The 14215-nt window shown below is 60.6% G+C and carries 13 protein-coding genes and 4 tRNA genes; 13 read left to right on the forward strand and 4 right to left on the reverse strand.

Features of this window, described 5'->3' with window-relative positions:
• Positions 1 to 98 precede the first annotated feature (98 nt).
• Positions 99 to 953 (reverse strand): bifunctional methylenetetrahydrofolate dehydrogenase/methenyltetrahydrofolate cyclohydrolase FolD, encoded by an 855-nt coding sequence (gene folD, locus GYA95_RS05345; RefSeq protein ID WP_015269692.1) that lies wholly within the window; start codon positions 951 to 953, stop codon positions 99 to 101.
• Between the two features lie 272 nt (positions 954 to 1225).
• On the opposite strand from folD, the gene GYA95_RS05350 reads away from it, so the two are divergent.
• From GYA95_RS05350 to GYA95_RS05365, 4 genes are all read left to right on the forward strand, one after another.
• Positions 1226 to 1302 (forward strand) — tRNA-Arg (locus GYA95_RS05350).
• A 42-nt stretch (positions 1303 to 1344) separates the two neighbouring features.
• Positions 1345 to 1420, forward strand: a tRNA-His gene (locus GYA95_RS05355).
• Positions 1421 to 1472: 52 nt separating this feature from the next.
• Positions 1473 to 1557 (forward strand) — tRNA-Leu (locus GYA95_RS05360).
• A 44-nt stretch (positions 1558 to 1601) separates the two neighbouring features.
• Positions 1602 to 1677, forward strand: a tRNA-His gene (locus GYA95_RS05365).
• A 73-nt stretch (positions 1678 to 1750) separates the two neighbouring features.
• Here GYA95_RS05365 and GYA95_RS05370 read toward each other — a convergent pair.
• A complete protein-coding gene (locus GYA95_RS05370; RefSeq protein WP_015269693.1) occupies positions 1751 to 2053 on the reverse strand; it encodes an XRE family transcriptional regulator in 303 nt (100 codons plus the stop codon).
• Complete coding sequence (locus GYA95_RS05375) at positions 2050 to 2406, reverse strand: type II toxin-antitoxin system RelE/ParE family toxin (RefSeq protein ID WP_015269694.1); 357 nt, start codon at positions 2404 to 2406, stop codon at positions 2050 to 2052. The genes GYA95_RS05370 and GYA95_RS05375 overlap by 4 nt, the downstream gene beginning before the upstream one ends.
• A 206-nt stretch (positions 2407 to 2612) precedes the next feature.
• On the opposite strand from GYA95_RS05375, the gene GYA95_RS05380 reads away from it, so the two are divergent.
• The 7 genes from GYA95_RS05380 to GYA95_RS05410 all read left to right on the forward strand — a co-directional run bounded on the left by GYA95_RS05380 (position 2613) and on the right by GYA95_RS05410 (position 11638).
• The gene (locus GYA95_RS05380; RefSeq protein ID WP_015269695.1) at positions 2613 to 2912 is read left to right on the forward strand and encodes a DUF6388 family protein; all 300 of its coding nucleotides are present in this window, start codon (positions 2613 to 2615) and stop codon (positions 2910 to 2912) included.
• Between the two features lie 247 nt (positions 2913 to 3159).
• Positions 3160 to 4473, forward strand: a complete 1314-nt coding sequence (tig, locus tag GYA95_RS05385; RefSeq protein WP_015269696.1) for a trigger factor — start codon at positions 3160 to 3162, stop codon at positions 4471 to 4473.
• Positions 4474 to 4564: 91 nt separating this feature from the next.
• Complete coding sequence (gene clpP / locus GYA95_RS05390) at positions 4565 to 5206, forward strand: ATP-dependent Clp endopeptidase proteolytic subunit ClpP (protein WP_003259400.1); 642 nt, start codon at positions 4565 to 4567, stop codon at positions 5204 to 5206.
• Between the two features lie 108 nt (positions 5207 to 5314).
• Positions 5315 to 6598, forward strand: a complete 1284-nt coding sequence (gene clpX, locus GYA95_RS05395; protein WP_013971882.1) for an ATP-dependent Clp protease ATP-binding subunit ClpX — start codon at positions 5315 to 5317, stop codon at positions 6596 to 6598.
• Between the two features lie 163 nt (positions 6599 to 6761).
• Entirely contained in the window at positions 6762 to 9158 is a 2397-nt protein-coding gene (lon, locus tag GYA95_RS05400) for an endopeptidase La (protein WP_015269697.1), read from the forward strand.
• A 152-nt stretch (positions 9159 to 9310) separates the two neighbouring features.
• A complete protein-coding gene (locus GYA95_RS05405; protein ID WP_003259401.1) occupies positions 9311 to 9583 on the forward strand; it encodes an HU family DNA-binding protein in 273 nt (90 codons plus the stop codon).
• A gap of 183 nt (positions 9584 to 9766) precedes the next feature.
• The gene (locus GYA95_RS05410; RefSeq protein ID WP_015269698.1) at positions 9767 to 11638 is read left to right on the forward strand and encodes a SurA N-terminal domain-containing protein; all 1872 of its coding nucleotides are present in this window, start codon (positions 9767 to 9769) and stop codon (positions 11636 to 11638) included.
• A gap of 237 nt (positions 11639 to 11875) precedes the next feature.
• On the opposite strand, the gene GYA95_RS05415 is transcribed toward GYA95_RS05410, so the two are convergent.
• Positions 11876 to 12916 carry a patatin-like phospholipase family protein gene (locus GYA95_RS05415; RefSeq protein ID WP_015269699.1) on the reverse strand — a complete coding sequence of 347 codons (1041 nt, stop codon included), beginning with the start codon at positions 12914 to 12916 and terminating at the stop codon, positions 11876 to 11878.
• A gap of 178 nt (positions 12917 to 13094) precedes the next feature.
• Here GYA95_RS05415 and GYA95_RS05420 point away from each other — a divergent pair, with 178 nt between their 5' ends.
• Complete coding sequence (locus GYA95_RS05420) at positions 13095 to 13373, forward strand: hypothetical protein (protein ID WP_003259403.1); 279 nt, start codon at positions 13095 to 13097, stop codon at positions 13371 to 13373.
• A 17-nt stretch (positions 13374 to 13390) separates the two neighbouring features.
• Complete coding sequence (locus GYA95_RS05425) at positions 13391 to 14170, forward strand: CHAD domain-containing protein (protein ID WP_015269700.1); 780 nt, start codon at positions 13391 to 13393, stop codon at positions 14168 to 14170.
• Positions 14171 to 14215: the final 45 nt, after the last annotated feature.

The following is a 14215-nucleotide window of genomic DNA, read 5'->3' on the forward strand; positions in this document are numbered from 1 at the left end:
TGGGAGCGGGCAAGCCCGCGAAGAAGCCGGCGCGGTGCATAGTTTACGGGCAAAAAAAACGGCACCTGCCAGAGGTGCCGTTTTCATATCACGCGGTCTTACCTGTGCAGCTCTTCAGCCGCATACAGCGTGTTCTCCAGCAGGCATGCGCGGGTCATCGGCCCGACGCCGCCCGGCACCGGCGTGATCCAGCCGGCGCGCGGCAGGGCGGTCTCGTAGACCACGTCGCCGACCAGCTTGCCGTCTTCCTGGCGGTTGATGCCCACGTCGATAACGATGGCACCTTCCTTGATCCATTCACCCTTGACCAGGCCAGGCTTGCCTGCGGCCACTACCACCAGGTCGGCGCGGCCGACATGGCCGGGGAGGTCCTTGGTGAAGCGGTGGCAGACGGTCACGGTGCAGCCGGCCAGCAGCAGCTCCATGGCCATCGGGCGACCAACGATGTTGGACGCGCCGACGATGACCGCGTTCATGCCGTACAGGTCCTGGCCGGTGCTTTCCAGCAGGGTCATGATGCCCTTCGGTGTGCACGGGCGCAGCAGCGGGATGCGCTGGGCCAGACGACCGATGTTGTACGGGTGGAAGCCATCCACGTCCTTGTCCGGGCGGATGCGCTCGAGCAGCAGCGAGGCGTCCAGGTGCGCCGGCAGCGGCAACTGCAGCAGGATACCGTCGACGGCCGGATCGTCATTGAGGCGGTCGATCAGCTCGGTCAGGGCCTGCTGCGTGGTTTCGCTGGGCAGGTCGAACGCCTGCGAAATGAAGCCGACCTCTTCGCAGTCCTTGCGCTTGTGCGAGACATAGACTTGGGAGGCGGGGTCGGTGCCGACCAGGATCACCGCCAGGCCCGGCGTACGCAGGCCTTGCTGGCGACGCTCCACGACACGTTGAGCGATCTGCTGGCGCAGGCTGGCGGCGATCGCCTTGCCATCGATTAGGTGTGCAGTCATAGACGCGTGATTAACCATCGAGAAGGAAACAATTAAAGAGGGCGCATTCTCGCACGACATGGGCCAAGGGCAAAGGCGGGTGGTCGGGCAAATCCCCTAAGCCCTTAAATAATTTAAATTTTTTTGAGAAAGGTGTTGACGACTTTCAGGCTCGCCTATAAGATTCGCCGCACTTGTCGGGCACAGCCTAGCACTGGTTGGCGAAGTCGGGCAGAATGAGTGGTTTAGCAGTTACCTGTTAAAGGTCTCGTTCGGTTAGGCTTCAAGCTTAAGCGCCCGTAGCTCAGCTGGATAGAGCATCCGCCTTCTAAGCGGATGGTCGCAGGTTCGAGTCCTGCCGGGTGCGCCATTTAGGCAGCTTTGGCAAGCAAGTAGGCTGTAATGCAATATGGTGGGCGTAGCTCAGTTGGTAGAGCGCTGGATTGTGATTCCAGTTGTCGTGGGTTCGATTCCCATCGTCCACCCCATATTCTTCAAAGGCGCCTCGATAGCATCTGGCGCCTTTGTTTTAAGCGTTACGCGGACGTGGTGAAATTGGTAGACACACTGGATTTAGGTTCCAGCGGCGCAAGCTGTAAGAGTTCGAGTCTCTTCGTCCGCACCATGCTTCTGTAAGGTTGTACTGCAACATCGCAAGACCGCAATATGGTGGGCGTAGCTCAGTTGGTAGAGCGCTGGATTGTGATTCCAGTTGTCGTGGGTTCGATTCCCATCGTCCACCCCATATTCTTTGAAGGCGCCTTGATCGTGAGATCGGGCGCCTTTTTGTTTTGCGCCCTGATCTGGCGGCGCTGCGCTCAGGCGAGGGCAGGGCTGTTTTCCGGTATCAGGCGCACCTCTACGCGATGCCCGAGGGCGCGCGCTGCGCTGGCCAGGGTTGCCAGTGTCATGCCTGAGTCGTTCTGGTCGAGCGCCCGGTCAACCGCGGTGCGACTGGTGTGCATGCGCTCGGCCAATGCCTTCTTGCTGATCTTCTGCGCTTTCATGGCCTCGGCGATCTGCCAGGCGATCACGCGCTTCAGGGCGGCTGCGGATACCTCCTCTGCAAGGTCCTCGCTTGCCAGGAAGTCGTCGAAGTCGGAGCCGATATGTATGGTCATTGCTTGTGCCTCTTTATGGCGGCTTGGCGCTGCCTGGCGGCGGCCAGGTCCGGCGCTGGTGTTTTCTGGCTCTTCTTGATGAAGCCGTGAAGCAGGATCATGGTGTTTCCATCCACGGTAAAAAGTACCCGGGCGATCGTGTTCTCAAGGTTGACCCTGGCCTCCCATAGGCCTTTCCCGAGCTTCCTGACAATGGGCATGCCTAGCGGCCATCCGATTTGTATTGTCTTGATCTCGGTTCCAATCAGGTATTTGTGGGTGCGGGGGAGTGAGGTCAACCATTCGCGTACAGGCTCATTGCCGGCTTCGGTGCGAAAGAAGCGGACATCTAGTGTTGTCGTGTTCCTGCCCATGGAAGTGTACCAAAAAAGGTGCTCCATTCAAGCGCAGGGCAATCGCTTGTGCCATAGCGTGTTTCCCGCAGTGCTGTAGGAGTGTTCGCCGGGTTGCAAATCAATCGATCCCGGCCCTTGCAATCCTCTGGTGACACCCCAATAAAAGCTGTTAGATTTCAGCCGGTTGAAACACTGGCCCATTTGGCCGGCAGAGGAACAACCCGATGATCGCAAAAGAAGGCCGTCAGGCCCTGGCGCTACAGCGCTTTGCCGAGGCCAACCCGCAGCTGCTCGAAGAGATCCGTGAGCTGGATGCGCGCGAGCAGGCCCAGCAGATCGAGTGGGCGTTCGAGGATGCGGCCGAGGAGCTGGGTATCCAGCCTTGGGAGCTGGCCCTGCAACTGATCGCCGAAACCCCCGAGCAGCTGCAGGCCATGCGCCTGGAGACGCACCGCGAGGTAGCCGAGGCGCTGGGGATGGAGTGGGAGGAGTACTGCCAGTTCAACGAAATCGAACCTGAATAAAGGAAGCGAATTCGTTGGTGGCAGTTGTTTGACAAGGTATTTCGGCTGCAGGTCGCCTGGTGGCGTCGTGCGGCCCCATTGAAGCAGGCTCGGCGTTATGTCGTACGGGCCTTGAAAGTTAATCGACCGGCGTGGTTTCTCGTCGTCCCGAGTGGGGTGACTTCTGCTGCGCGACTCACTAGAATGCTTGCCCTTGATTCTGGAGTCGGGCTAACGCCGGCTAACGTCTGTGCAACGAGGAATATCCATGCAAGTTTCTGTTGAAAACACTTCCGCTCTCGAGCGCCGCATGACCATCGCCGTTCCGGCCGAGCGCGTCGAGAACGAAGTCAACAAGCGTCTGCAACAGACTGCCAAGCGCGCCAAGGTTGCCGGCTTCCGCCCAGGCAAAGTGCCGATGAGCGTGATTCGTCAGCGTTTCGAAGCCGATGCCCGTCAAGAGGCGTTCGGTGACCTCGTCCAGGCTTCCTTCTACGAAGCCATCGTCGAGCAGAAGCTGAACCCGGCTGGCGCCCCTGCGGTAGAGCCGAAGTCCTTCGAGAAGGGCAAGGACCTGGAGTTCGTCGCCATCTTCGAAGTGTTCCCGGAGTTCACCGTTGGCGGCCTCGAGTCGATCAGCGTCGAGCGCCTGAGCGCCGAAGTGGCTGATGCCGACCTGGACAACATGCTGGAAGTGCTGCGCAAGCAGAACACCCGCTTCGAGGCCGTCGAGCGTGCCGCGCAGAACGACGACCAGGTCAACATCGACTTCGTCGGCAAGGTCGACGGTGAAGTGTTCGCCGGTGGTTCGGCCAAGGGCACCCAGCTGGTACTGGGCTCCGGCCGCATGATCCCAGGCTTCGAAGACGGCCTGGTTGGCGCCAAGGCTGGCGAAGAGCGCGTTGTTAACGTGACCTTCCCAGAGGACTACCAGAACCTGGACCTGGCTGGCAAAGCCGCCGAGTTCACCATCACCGTCAACAGCGTTGCCGCTCCTGTGCTGCCAGAGCTGAACGAAGAGTTCTTCGCCCAGTTCGGCATCAAGGAATCGACCCTGGAAGGCTTCCGCACCGAAGTTCGCAAGAACATGGAGCGTGAACTGCGCCAGGCCATCAAGGCCAAGGTGAAGAATCAGGTCATGGACGGTCTGCTGGCTGCCAACCCGATCGAAGTACCGAAAGCCCTGCTGGAAAACGAAGTCAACCGTCTGCGCGTGCAGGCTGTTCAGCAGTTCGGTGGCAACATCAAGCCTGAGCAGCTGCCGGCCGAACTGTTCGAAGAACAAGCCAAGCGCCGTGTAGTCCTGGGTCTGATCGTGGCCGAAGTGGTCAAGCAGTTCGAACTGAAGCCGGACGAAGGCAAGGTTCGCGAAATGATCGAAGAAATGGCTTCGGCTTACCAAGAGCCTGAGCAGGTCATCGCCTGGTACTACAAGAACGACCAGCAACTGAACGAAGTCCGTTCGGTTGTGCTGGAAGAACAAGTTGTAGATACTGTTCTGCAGAAAGCGACTGTGACCGACAAGTCGGTCTCGTACGAAGATGCCGTTAAACCAGCACAGGCTCCAGCCGCCGCTGAGTAACAGGCTTCTCTCGTAGGAAACCCCCACAAGCCAGCCTTCGAGCTGGCTTGTGCGTATTCAAGCCATGACTATTTGGGAGTGAGCGCAGGACATGTCCCGCAATTCTTATATTCAGCAGAGCTCTGACATCCAGGCCGCAGGCGGTCTGGTCCCGATGGTTATCGAGCAGTCCGCCCGTGGCGAACGCGCTTACGACATCTACTCGCGCCTGTTGAAGGAGCGTGTGATCTTCCTGGTTGGCCCGGTAGAGGACTACATGGCCAACCTCGTCGTTGCGCAACTGCTGTTCCTTGAAGCGGAAAACCCGGACAAGGATATCCATCTGTACATCAACTCGCCGGGCGGTTCCGTAACCGCCGGCATGTCGATCTACGACACCATGCAGTTCATCAAGCCGGACGTCTCGACCATCTGCATCGGCCAGGCCTGCAGCATGGGCGCCTTCCTGCTGGCTGCTGGTGCCAAGGGCAAGCGTCACTGCCTGCCCAACTCGCGCGTGATGATCCACCAGCCGCTGGGCGGCTTCCAGGGTCAGGCCACCGATATCGAGATCCACGCCCAGGAAATCCTCAATATCAAGGCCCGCCTGAACGAGCTGCTGGCCTACCACACCGGCCAGGATCTCGAGACCATCAAGCGCGACACTGAACGTGACAACTTCATGAGCGCCTCGCGCGCGGCCGAGTACGGCCTGATCGACTCGGTCTACGACAAGCGGCAACTGGCCTCCTGAACCGGGGTGCCAGAGCAGGTAGGCGCGGAAAGCGCCTACCTGCGGACTTGAAAAAGCCCGCAATTGCCTTCATCTTGTGTTGCAAGCCTACCGGATTGGATCGATCGAATGACTGACACCCGTAACGGCGAGGACAGCGGCAAATTGCTTTATTGCTCCTTCTGCGGCAAAAGCCAGCACGAAGTGCGCAAACTGATTGCCGGGCCCTCGGTATTTATCTGCGACGAGTGCGTCGACCTGTGCAACGACATCATCCGTGAGGAGGTGCAGGAAGCCCAGGCCGAGAGCAGCGCGCACAAATTGCCTTCGCCGAAAGAAATCAGCGGTATCCTGGACCAGTACGTCATTGGTCAGGAACGCGCGAAGAAGGTGCTTGCCGTAGCGGTGTACAACCACTACAAGCGCCTGAACCAGCGTGACAAGAAGGGTGACGAAGTCGAACTCGGCAAGAGCAATATCCTGCTCATCGGGCCAACCGGCTCGGGCAAGACCCTGCTCGCCGAAACCCTTGCACGCCTGTTGAACGTACCGTTCACCATTGCTGACGCCACCACCCTGACCGAAGCCGGTTACGTGGGTGAGGACGTCGAGAACATCATCCAGAAGCTGTTGCAGAAGTGCGACTACGACGTGGAAAAGGCCCAGATGGGCATCGTCTACATCGACGAGATCGACAAGATTTCGCGCAAGTCGGACAACCCGTCCATCACCCGTGACGTATCGGGCGAGGGCGTGCAGCAGGCACTGCTGAAGCTGATCGAAGGCACCGTGGCCTCGGTTCCGCCGCAAGGCGGCCGCAAACACCCGCAACAGGAATTCCTGCAGGTCGATACCCGCAACATCCTGTTCATCTGCGGTGGTGCCTTCTCGGGCCTGGAAAAGGTCATCCAGAACCGCTCCACCAAGGGTGGCATCGGTTTTGGCGCCGAAGTACGCAGCAAGGAAGAGGGCAAGAAGGTTGGCGAGTCCCTGCGTGAGGTCGAGCCGGACGATCTGGTCAAGTTTGGCCTGATCCCGGAATTCGTCGGCCGCCTGCCGGTGCTGGCAACCCTCGACGAGCTGGACGAGGCCGCGCTGATGCAGATCCTCACCGAGCCGAAGAACGCCCTGACCAAGCAGTATGCCAAGCTGTTCGAGATGGAAAACGTCGACCTCGAGTTCCGCAGCGATGCGCTCAAGGCCGTGGCGCGCAAGGCCCTGGAGCGCAAGACCGGCGCCCGTGGCCTGCGTTCGATCCTCGAAGGCGTGTTGCTCGACACCATGTACGAGATTCCTTCGAAGAAGGATGTCAGCAAGGTGGTGATCGACGAGAGCGTCATCGATGGCACTTCGCAGCCGCTGATGATCTACGAAAACAGCGAGCCGCAAGCCAAGGCCGCGCCGGACGCCTGATCCAGGCAATGGCTGGTTGACGGTTGCAAGCAAGAAGGGGCCTACGGGCCCCTTTCTGCTTTTCCTGCGCTAGCGCTTGTAATTTCCCAAGCCTGCCCCCACATTAGGTCCAAGCATCATTTCCACCGGTTTCCGGCCATAAGGCCGCTGTAGAGGCGAAATCATGAAGACCACCCTCGACTTGCCTCTTTTGCCATTGCGCGATGTCGTTGTTTACCCGCACATGGTCATCCCGCTGTTCGTGGGGCGCGAAAAGTCCATCGAAGCCCTTGAGGCGGCGATGACGGGCGAAAAGCAGATTCTTCTGCTGGCCCAGAAAAACCCGGCCGACGATGATCCGGGCGAAGACGCCCTGTACCGCGTCGGTACCGTTGCCACCGTGCTGCAATTGCTGAAACTGCCCGATGGTACCGTCAAGGTGCTGGTCGAGGGCGAGCAACGCGGCGCCGTGGAGCGTTTCAGCGAAGTAGAAGGGCACATCCGTGCCGAAGTTTCCCTGATCGACGAAGTCGACGCCGCCGAGCGCGAGTCGGAAGTGTTCGTGCGCACGCTGCTGTCGCAGTTCGAGCAATACGTGCAACTGGGCAAGAAAGTCCCAGCCGAAGTGCTGTCGTCGCTGAACAGCATCGAAGAGCCAGGGCGCCTGGTCGACACCATGGCCGCACACATGGCCCTGAAGATCGAGCAGAAACAGGAAATTCTCGAAATCGTCGACCTGCCGACCCGTGTCGAGCACGTACTGGCGCTGCTGGATGCCGAAATCGACCTGCTGCAGGTCGAAAAGCGCATTCGCGGTCGGGTCAAGAAGCAGATGGAGCGCAGCCAGCGCGAGTACTACCTGAACGAGCAGATGAAGGCCATTCAGAAGGAACTCGGTGATGGCGACGAAGGCCACAACGAAGTCGAAGAGCTGAAAAAGCGCATCGAAGCCGCTGGCCTGCCCAAGGACGCACTGGCCAAGGCCCAGGCCGAGCTGAACAAGCTCAAGCAGATGTCGCCGATGTCGGCCGAGGCCACTGTGGTCCGTTCCTATCTCGACTGGCTGGTGCAGGTGCCGTGGAAGGCCCAGAGCAAGGTGCGTCTGGACCTGGCCAAGGCCGAGGAAATCCTCGATGCCGACCACTACGGCCTGGAAGAGGTCAAGGAACGCATCCTCGAGTATCTTGCCGTGCAAAAGCGCGTCAAGAAGATCCGCGGCCCGGTACTGTGCCTGGTTGGCCCACCCGGCGTCGGCAAGACCTCGCTGGCCGAGTCGATCGCCGCTGCCACCAATCGCAAGTTCGTGCGCATGGCCCTGGGTGGTGTGCGTGACGAGGCTGAGATCCGTGGTCACCGCCGTACCTACATCGGTTCCATGCCTGGCCGCCTGATCCAGAAGATGACCAAGGTGGGGGTGCGCAACCCGCTGTTCCTGCTGGACGAAATCGACAAGATGGGCAGCGACATGCGTGGCGACCCGGCCTCGGCACTGCTCGAGGTGCTCGACCCGGAGCAGAACCACAACTTCAACGACCACTACCTGGAGGTCGACTACGACCTCTCGGACGTGATGTTCCTGTGCACCTCGAACTCGATGAACATCCCGCCGGCGCTGCTCGACCGGATGGAAGTCATCCGCCTGCCGGGCTACACCGAGGACGAGAAGATCAACATCGCGGTCAAGTACCTGGTGCCCAAGCAGGTCAAGGCCAACGGCTTGAAGAAGGACGAGCTGGAAGTCGATGTCTCGGCGATCCGCGACATCATCCGCTTCTACACCCGCGAAGCCGGTGTGCGCGGCCTGGAGCGGCAAATCGCCAAAGTCTGCCGCAAGGTGGTCAAGGAACATACCGGGCAGAAGCAGGTCAAGGTCAAGGTAGCCAGCGAGCAGTTGGAGCACCTGCTCGGCGTGCGCAAGTTCCGCTACGGCCTGGCCGAGCAGCAGGACCAGATCGGCCAGGTTACCGGCCTGGCCTGGACCCAGGTGGGCGGCGAACTGCTGACCATCGAAGCCGTGGTCATCCCCGGCAAGGGCCAGCTGATCAAGACCGGCTCGCTGGGCGACGTCATGGTCGAGTCGATCACCGCCGCGCAGACTGTGGTGCGCAGCCGTGCCCGCAGCCTGGGTATCGCCGCCGACTTCCACGAGAAGCACGACGTGCATATCCACATGCCTGAAGGCGCCACGCCGAAGGATGGCCCAAGTGCCGGTATCGGCATGTGCACCGCGCTGGTGTCGGCGCTGACGCAGATTCCGGTACGTGCCGATGTGGCCATGACCGGCGAAATCACCCTGCGTGGCCAGGTGCTGGCCATTGGCGGGTTGAAGGAAAAACTGCTGGCGGCACACCGTGGCGGGATCAAGACGGTGATCATTCCCGAGGAGAATGTTCGCGATCTGAAGGAGATTCCGGAAAATATCAAACAGGATCTGCAGATCAAACCAGTCAAATGGATTGACGAAGTCCTGCAAATTGCGCTGCAATACGCCCCGGAGCCCTTGCCAGATGTGGCTCCGGAGATTGTCGCGAAAGATGAAAAGCGCGACGGCGATGCTAAGGAAAGAATTAGCACGCACTAGTAGTTTTTGGCTGGGGGGCTTTCCTTGACAGTTTTTTCGGGGCCTTGCTATAAAGCGGCACGCTATTGTCATCAGGCCACCCAGCGCACGTTTCATAAGCTTTTCATTACATACTTAGAAACAAACTCAATAGAGAAATAAGGGGACTTAGAGTGAACAAGTCGGAACTGATTGACGCTATCGCCGCATCTGCTGACATCCCGAAAGCTGTAGCCGGCCGTGCGCTGGACGCAGTCATCGAATCCGTCACCGGCGCCCTGAAGCAAGGTGACGATGTGGTACTGGTTGGCTTCGGTACCTTCTCGGTCAAGGAGCGTGCAGAGCGCACCGGCCGCAACCCGCAAACCGGTAACGCGATCAAGATCGCTGCCGCCAAGGTTCCAGGCTTCAAGGCTGGCAAAGGCCTGAAAGACGCCGTCAACTAAGTCGTCTCTTTCAGCCGGACCCGGCCTGGCCAGGTCCGAGCACGGTGATGGCGGGGCGCAAACGTTCCCGCCTGACACGTTTGCTAAGAAAAGGCGCATCCTCGGATGCGCCTTTCTTTTATCAGGTTTCTACCCACGCTCCGCGGTTGTCGACGCAGTGGTACAGCCGTTTCTGGGGGACGCATGCTGCAAAATATCAGGGACAATTCACAAGGTTGGATTGCCAAGACCATCATCGGCCTTATCGTCGTGTTGATGGCGTTGACCGGCTTCGAAGCCATTTTCCAGGCCGCCACCCATAGCCAGGACGCCGCCAAGGTGAACGGCCAGACCATCAGCCAGAACGAGCTGAGCCAGGCGGCCGACATGCAGCGCCGTCAGCTGATGCAACAGTTGGGCAAGGATTTCGACCCGGCGCTGCTGGATGACAAATTGCTGCGCGAAGAGGCACTGAAGGGGCTGATCAGCCGCAAGCTGCTGCTGCAAGGCGCCGAAGATGCCAAATTCGCCTTCTCCGAGGCCGCACTGGACCAGGTGATCCTGCAGACGCCGGAGTTTCAGGTGGACGGCAAGTTCAGTGCCGACCGTTTTGACCAGGTCATTCGCCAGATGGGCTATGGCCGCATGCAGTTCCGCGACATGCTTGCCGAGGAAATGCTCATCGGCCAGCTGCGCACCGGCCTGGCCGGCAGCAGCTTCGTGACCGACCAGCAGGTCGATGCCTTTGCCCGCCTCGAGAAGCAGACCCGTGACTTCGCTTCCCTGACCTTCAAGGCCGACCCGGCCGCGGTCAAGGTCAGCGATGAAGAGATCAAGGCGCACTACGACCAGCACGCCAAGGAGTTCATGTCGCCAGACCAGGTGGTGATCGACTACATCGAGCTGAAGAAGTCGGCGTTCTTCGATCAGGTCAAGGTGACCGACGAAGAGCTCAAGGCCCAGTACGAGAAGGAAATCGCCAACCTCGCCGAGCAGCGCCATGCCGCGCACATCCTCATCGAGGTCAACGACAAGGTCACCGACGCCCAGGCCAAGGCCCGCGCCGAAGAGATCGAGCAGCGCCTGGCCAAGGGCGAAGACTTTGCCGCGCTGGCCAAGGAGTTCTCCCAGGACCCTGGTTCGGCCAATAGCGGCGGTGACCTTGGCTTCGCCGGCCCGGGCGTTTACGACCCGGCGTTCGAGGATGCGCTGTACAAGCTGCAGGACGGTCAGGTCTCGGCGCCGGTTCGCACCGAGTTCGGCTACCACCTTATCAAGCTGCTGGGCGTGCAGGCGCCGGAAGTGCCGAGCTTCGCCAGCCTGAAGGACAAGCTGACCCGTGACCTGAAGATCCCGCTGGTCGAGCAGCGTTACGTAGATGCCAGTAAGCAGCTGCAGGATGCTGCCTACGAGGCTTCCGACCTGGCCCAGCCGGCCCAGGACCTGAACCTGAAGGTGCAAACCTCCGCAGCGTTCGGCCGCGAGGGTGGCGAAGGCATCACTGCCAACCGTTCGGTCGTGCAGGCCGCATTCTCCGAAGAAGTGCTGGAGGAGGGTGCCAACAGCACCGCCATCGAGCTCGACCCGGAAACCACCGTGGTGCTGCGCGTCAAGGAGCACCGCAAGCCTGAGCAGCTGCCGCTGGAAGCCGTGGCCAAGAACATCAGCGAGCACCTGGCCAAGGAGAAGGCAACTGCCGAGCTCAAGGCCAAGGCGGACAAGCTGATTGCCGGCCTGCGTGACGGTTCCATCGCAGCGGGCAGTGTGCACGAAGGGCAGGGCTGGAAGGCCTATGAAGCAGTTACCCGCGGCGAGGACGGTATCGACCCGGCCGAGCTGCAGGCGCTGTTCCGCCTGGGCAAGCCACAGGCCAAGGACAAGCCGGTTTATGGCAGCGTCGTGCTGCGTGACGGTAGCCTGGTGGTACTGCAGCTCAAGGGTGTCAACGAAGGCGCTGCTGCCACCGACGAAGAGAAGCAGCAGATCCGCCGCTACCTCGCATCGCGTGCTGGCCAGCAGGACTTCGCGGCATACCGCAAGCAGCTGGAAGCCAAGGCGGACATCACCCGCTACTAAGGTGATGGATGCATGAACGAACAGGCCGCCTTGAGCGGCCTGTTTCGTTTCTGTTGCTCATCGCCGCGCTTTAGGCCTGTTCGATACCCCTGTAGGAGCAGCCTTGCGCTGCGAAGAGGCCAGCAGGGCAATAGATTCTCTTCGGCCCTGATGGCCTCTTCGCAGCGCAAGGCTGCTCCTACATGTGCTTCGCATGTCTTGACGTCGATGCCGGCAATGAGGCCAGTACAGGCCATGTTAGCGTTTCACCCCTTCATGGATATCCAGCGTATCCCGCGCAATCTCCCGCCCCAGGGCAATCAGCTCCGGCGCCTTGTAGAACTCGAAAAACCGGCACACTCGTTTGGGCACGTTGATCAGCACATCCGGTGGATAGCCTGCGATCTTGTACTGTGCCAACGAGGTCTGCATGACCTCGAAGCTCTGGTTGATCAAGTCCAGCAGCGAAGCGGGCCCCACGTTGTCGATGATGAACGAGCCGGTCGCAGACTTTGGCGCACCCTCGCGCTCCGGTGCCGCCGCCGGTTGCTGGCCTTCCGGGTTGGCGGCATCGGTCAGCCACGGGTTAGGCGGCGCCAGCCCTTCGGCGACGATTTCCTGCTCGATACGTATCAGCTCCTCCGCCGGCTTGCGCCGGAACGGCAAGCGCGAACCCAGCGAACTGAGTAGCGCATCGAAACGCATCTTGAACGCCGCTGGGCGTTCGATCACTGGTAGCTGGTACTGCTTCTGGTTGGTGGCATTGAGGTTGACTGCGATGATCAGGTCGCAGTGGCTGGACACCACCGGCACGATCGGCAGCGGGTTAAGGATGCCGCCGTCGACCAGCATGCGGTTGCCTTGCATCACCGGGGTGAACAGGCTGGGGATGGCTGCCGAGGCGCGCATGGCCTGGTGCAGGCAGCCCTCCTGGAACCAGATTTCCTGCTGGTTGGTGAGGTCGGCTGCAACCGCAGTGTAGGGGATGCGCAATTGCTCGATGTTGATCTCGCCGACGATCTTGCGGATTTGCCCGAACACCTTGTCGCCGCGAATTGCGCCGAGGCGAAAGCTGACATCGACCAGGCGCAACACATCCAGGTAGTCGAGGCTCTCGATCCAGTTGCGGTAGTCTTCCAGCTTGCCGGCGGCATAGATGCCGCCGATCACCGCACCCATCGAGCAGCCGGCGATACAGGCAATGTCGTAGCCGCGGCGCTCGATTTCCTCGATCACGCCGATGTGTGCATACCCCCGGGCTCCACCCGATCCCAGTACCAGTGCCACGCGTTTGCTCATGAACATTCCCCGGCCAGTGCAACCATGGTCCTACAATGCACCCATCGCCACCTGTGCTTCAATGTGCATCGTGCTGAGCTACTGTAATAAAACTGGCTGGGCCAAGCTGGCTGGGCAGGGCACTTTTCAGCTGCCGGGGCGTCGAATAGCCAATGTTTTTTCCATTGAGGTATTACCGATGAAAGCCTGGATCTGCCTTCCACTGATTGCCTTGGCCCTTGCTGGCTGCGCGGGCAAGACGGCCTACCGCGAGAGTTGCGCAACCCAACTGGATGCCGCCTGGAAGGAGCTGGACCTGGCCAAGGCCGAAGGCTTTGCCGGTGCCGTGAGCTACTCCAAGGCCTTGTCGCTGCTGACCGGTGCCAAGACCCAACAGCAGTTCGAAGGTTATGAAAGCTGTACCAGAAAAGCCGAAAAGGCCCGTTTCTACATTCGTGAGTCTCGCGCCGGGCGCTGACCAAGGAGCGTCTTTCAATGTCTGCCATGCTCGATCACGTGGTTGCCCAGATAGTGGCCTTGCAGGTGCGCCTGCTGGCCTGCCGCGAGCGCCTGGCTGCCGATACCGACAGCGAGGCCTTGCATGACTTGCGCACCACCCTGCGGCGCCTGCGCAGCCTGCTGCGGCCGCTGCGTGGGCTGCCGGGGGTGGAGCAGCTGGAGGAGGCCGCCAGGTCGTTGGGTACCCTCACCACGCCGTTGCGCGACCGTGAGGTGCTGGCGGCCGAACTGATTGGGCATGGTTTTGCCGAGGCCGGGCAGCGGCGCCTGGAAGGGCGTGCCAGGACATTCGCCAGTGTTGCCGCCAGCCCCGAGCTGACGCGGGTGCTGGCGATTGTCGACGCGTTTCCGCTGTTCATGCGTGCAGCCGGTCGCGAGGGCTTGGTCAAGGCGCTGGAAAAGCGCATCGACAAACGCCTGGTCAAGCAGTGGCGCAAGTTGTACCAGGCGCTGCAGGACCCGGCCCACGACCGCCACCGCTTGCGTTTGCTGATCAAGCGTGCGCGCTATGGCGATGAGGCCTATCCGCAGCTCGACCATGCGGGCAAGCAGTTGCGGCGCTTGCTGAAGCAGGCCCAGGGCGATTTGGGTGACTGGCATGATCGCCTGCAATGGCTGCTGCAGGCGCGCGAGCATGCCGACCTGGCGCCGTGCAAGGTCGCCTGGGAGCAGGAATTGCACGAGGCCGAGCGCCATTCGGATGCGACGCTGGATGCACTGCAGCGGGCGTTGGCGCGGCGAAAGCCCGAAAAATGACCGAAATGCGGGCTGATCGGTATGGGTTTGCTGGCTAGGATGGGC

It is taken from the genome of Pseudomonas asiatica (genome assembly GCF_009932335.1).
GTDB classification, from domain to species: Bacteria; Pseudomonadota; Gammaproteobacteria; order Pseudomonadales; family Pseudomonadaceae; genus Aquipseudomonas; species Aquipseudomonas asiatica.

Bases quoted from the DNA above. Each gene is read 5' to 3' on its own strand.
- lon (WP_015269697.1), top strand. From the start codon at position 6,762: ATGAAGACCACCCTCGACTTGCCTCTTTTGCCATTGCGCGATGTCGTT.
- GYA95_RS05370 (WP_015269693.1), bottom strand. From the start codon at position 2,053: ATGACCATACATATCGGCTCCGACTTCGACGACTTCCTGGCAAGCGAG.
- tig (WP_015269696.1), top strand. From the start codon at position 3,160: ATGCAAGTTTCTGTTGAAAACACTTCCGCTCTCGAGCGCCGCATGACC.
- GYA95_RS05375 (WP_015269694.1), bottom strand. From the start codon at position 2,406: ATGGGCAGGAACACGACAACACTAGATGTCCGCTTCTTTCGCACCGAA.
- GYA95_RS05425 (WP_015269700.1), top strand. From the start codon at position 13,391: ATGTCTGCCATGCTCGATCACGTGGTTGCCCAGATAGTGGCCTTGCAG.
- GYA95_RS05420 (WP_003259403.1), top strand. From the start codon at position 13,095: ATGAAAGCCTGGATCTGCCTTCCACTGATTGCCTTGGCCCTTGCTGGC.
- folD (WP_015269692.1), bottom strand. From the start codon at position 953: ATGACTGCACACCTAATCGATGGCAAGGCGATCGCCGCCAGCCTGCGC.
- GYA95_RS05410 (WP_015269698.1), top strand. From the start codon at position 9,767: ATGCTGCAAAATATCAGGGACAATTCACAAGGTTGGATTGCCAAGACC.
- GYA95_RS05415 (WP_015269699.1), bottom strand. From the start codon at position 12,916: ATGAGCAAACGCGTGGCACTGGTACTGGGATCGGGTGGAGCCCGGGGG.
- GYA95_RS05380 (WP_015269695.1), top strand. From the start codon at position 2,613: ATGATCGCAAAAGAAGGCCGTCAGGCCCTGGCGCTACAGCGCTTTGCC.
- clpX (WP_013971882.1), top strand. From the start codon at position 5,315: ATGACTGACACCCGTAACGGCGAGGACAGCGGCAAATTGCTTTATTGC.
- clpP (WP_003259400.1), top strand. From the start codon at position 4,565: ATGTCCCGCAATTCTTATATTCAGCAGAGCTCTGACATCCAGGCCGCA.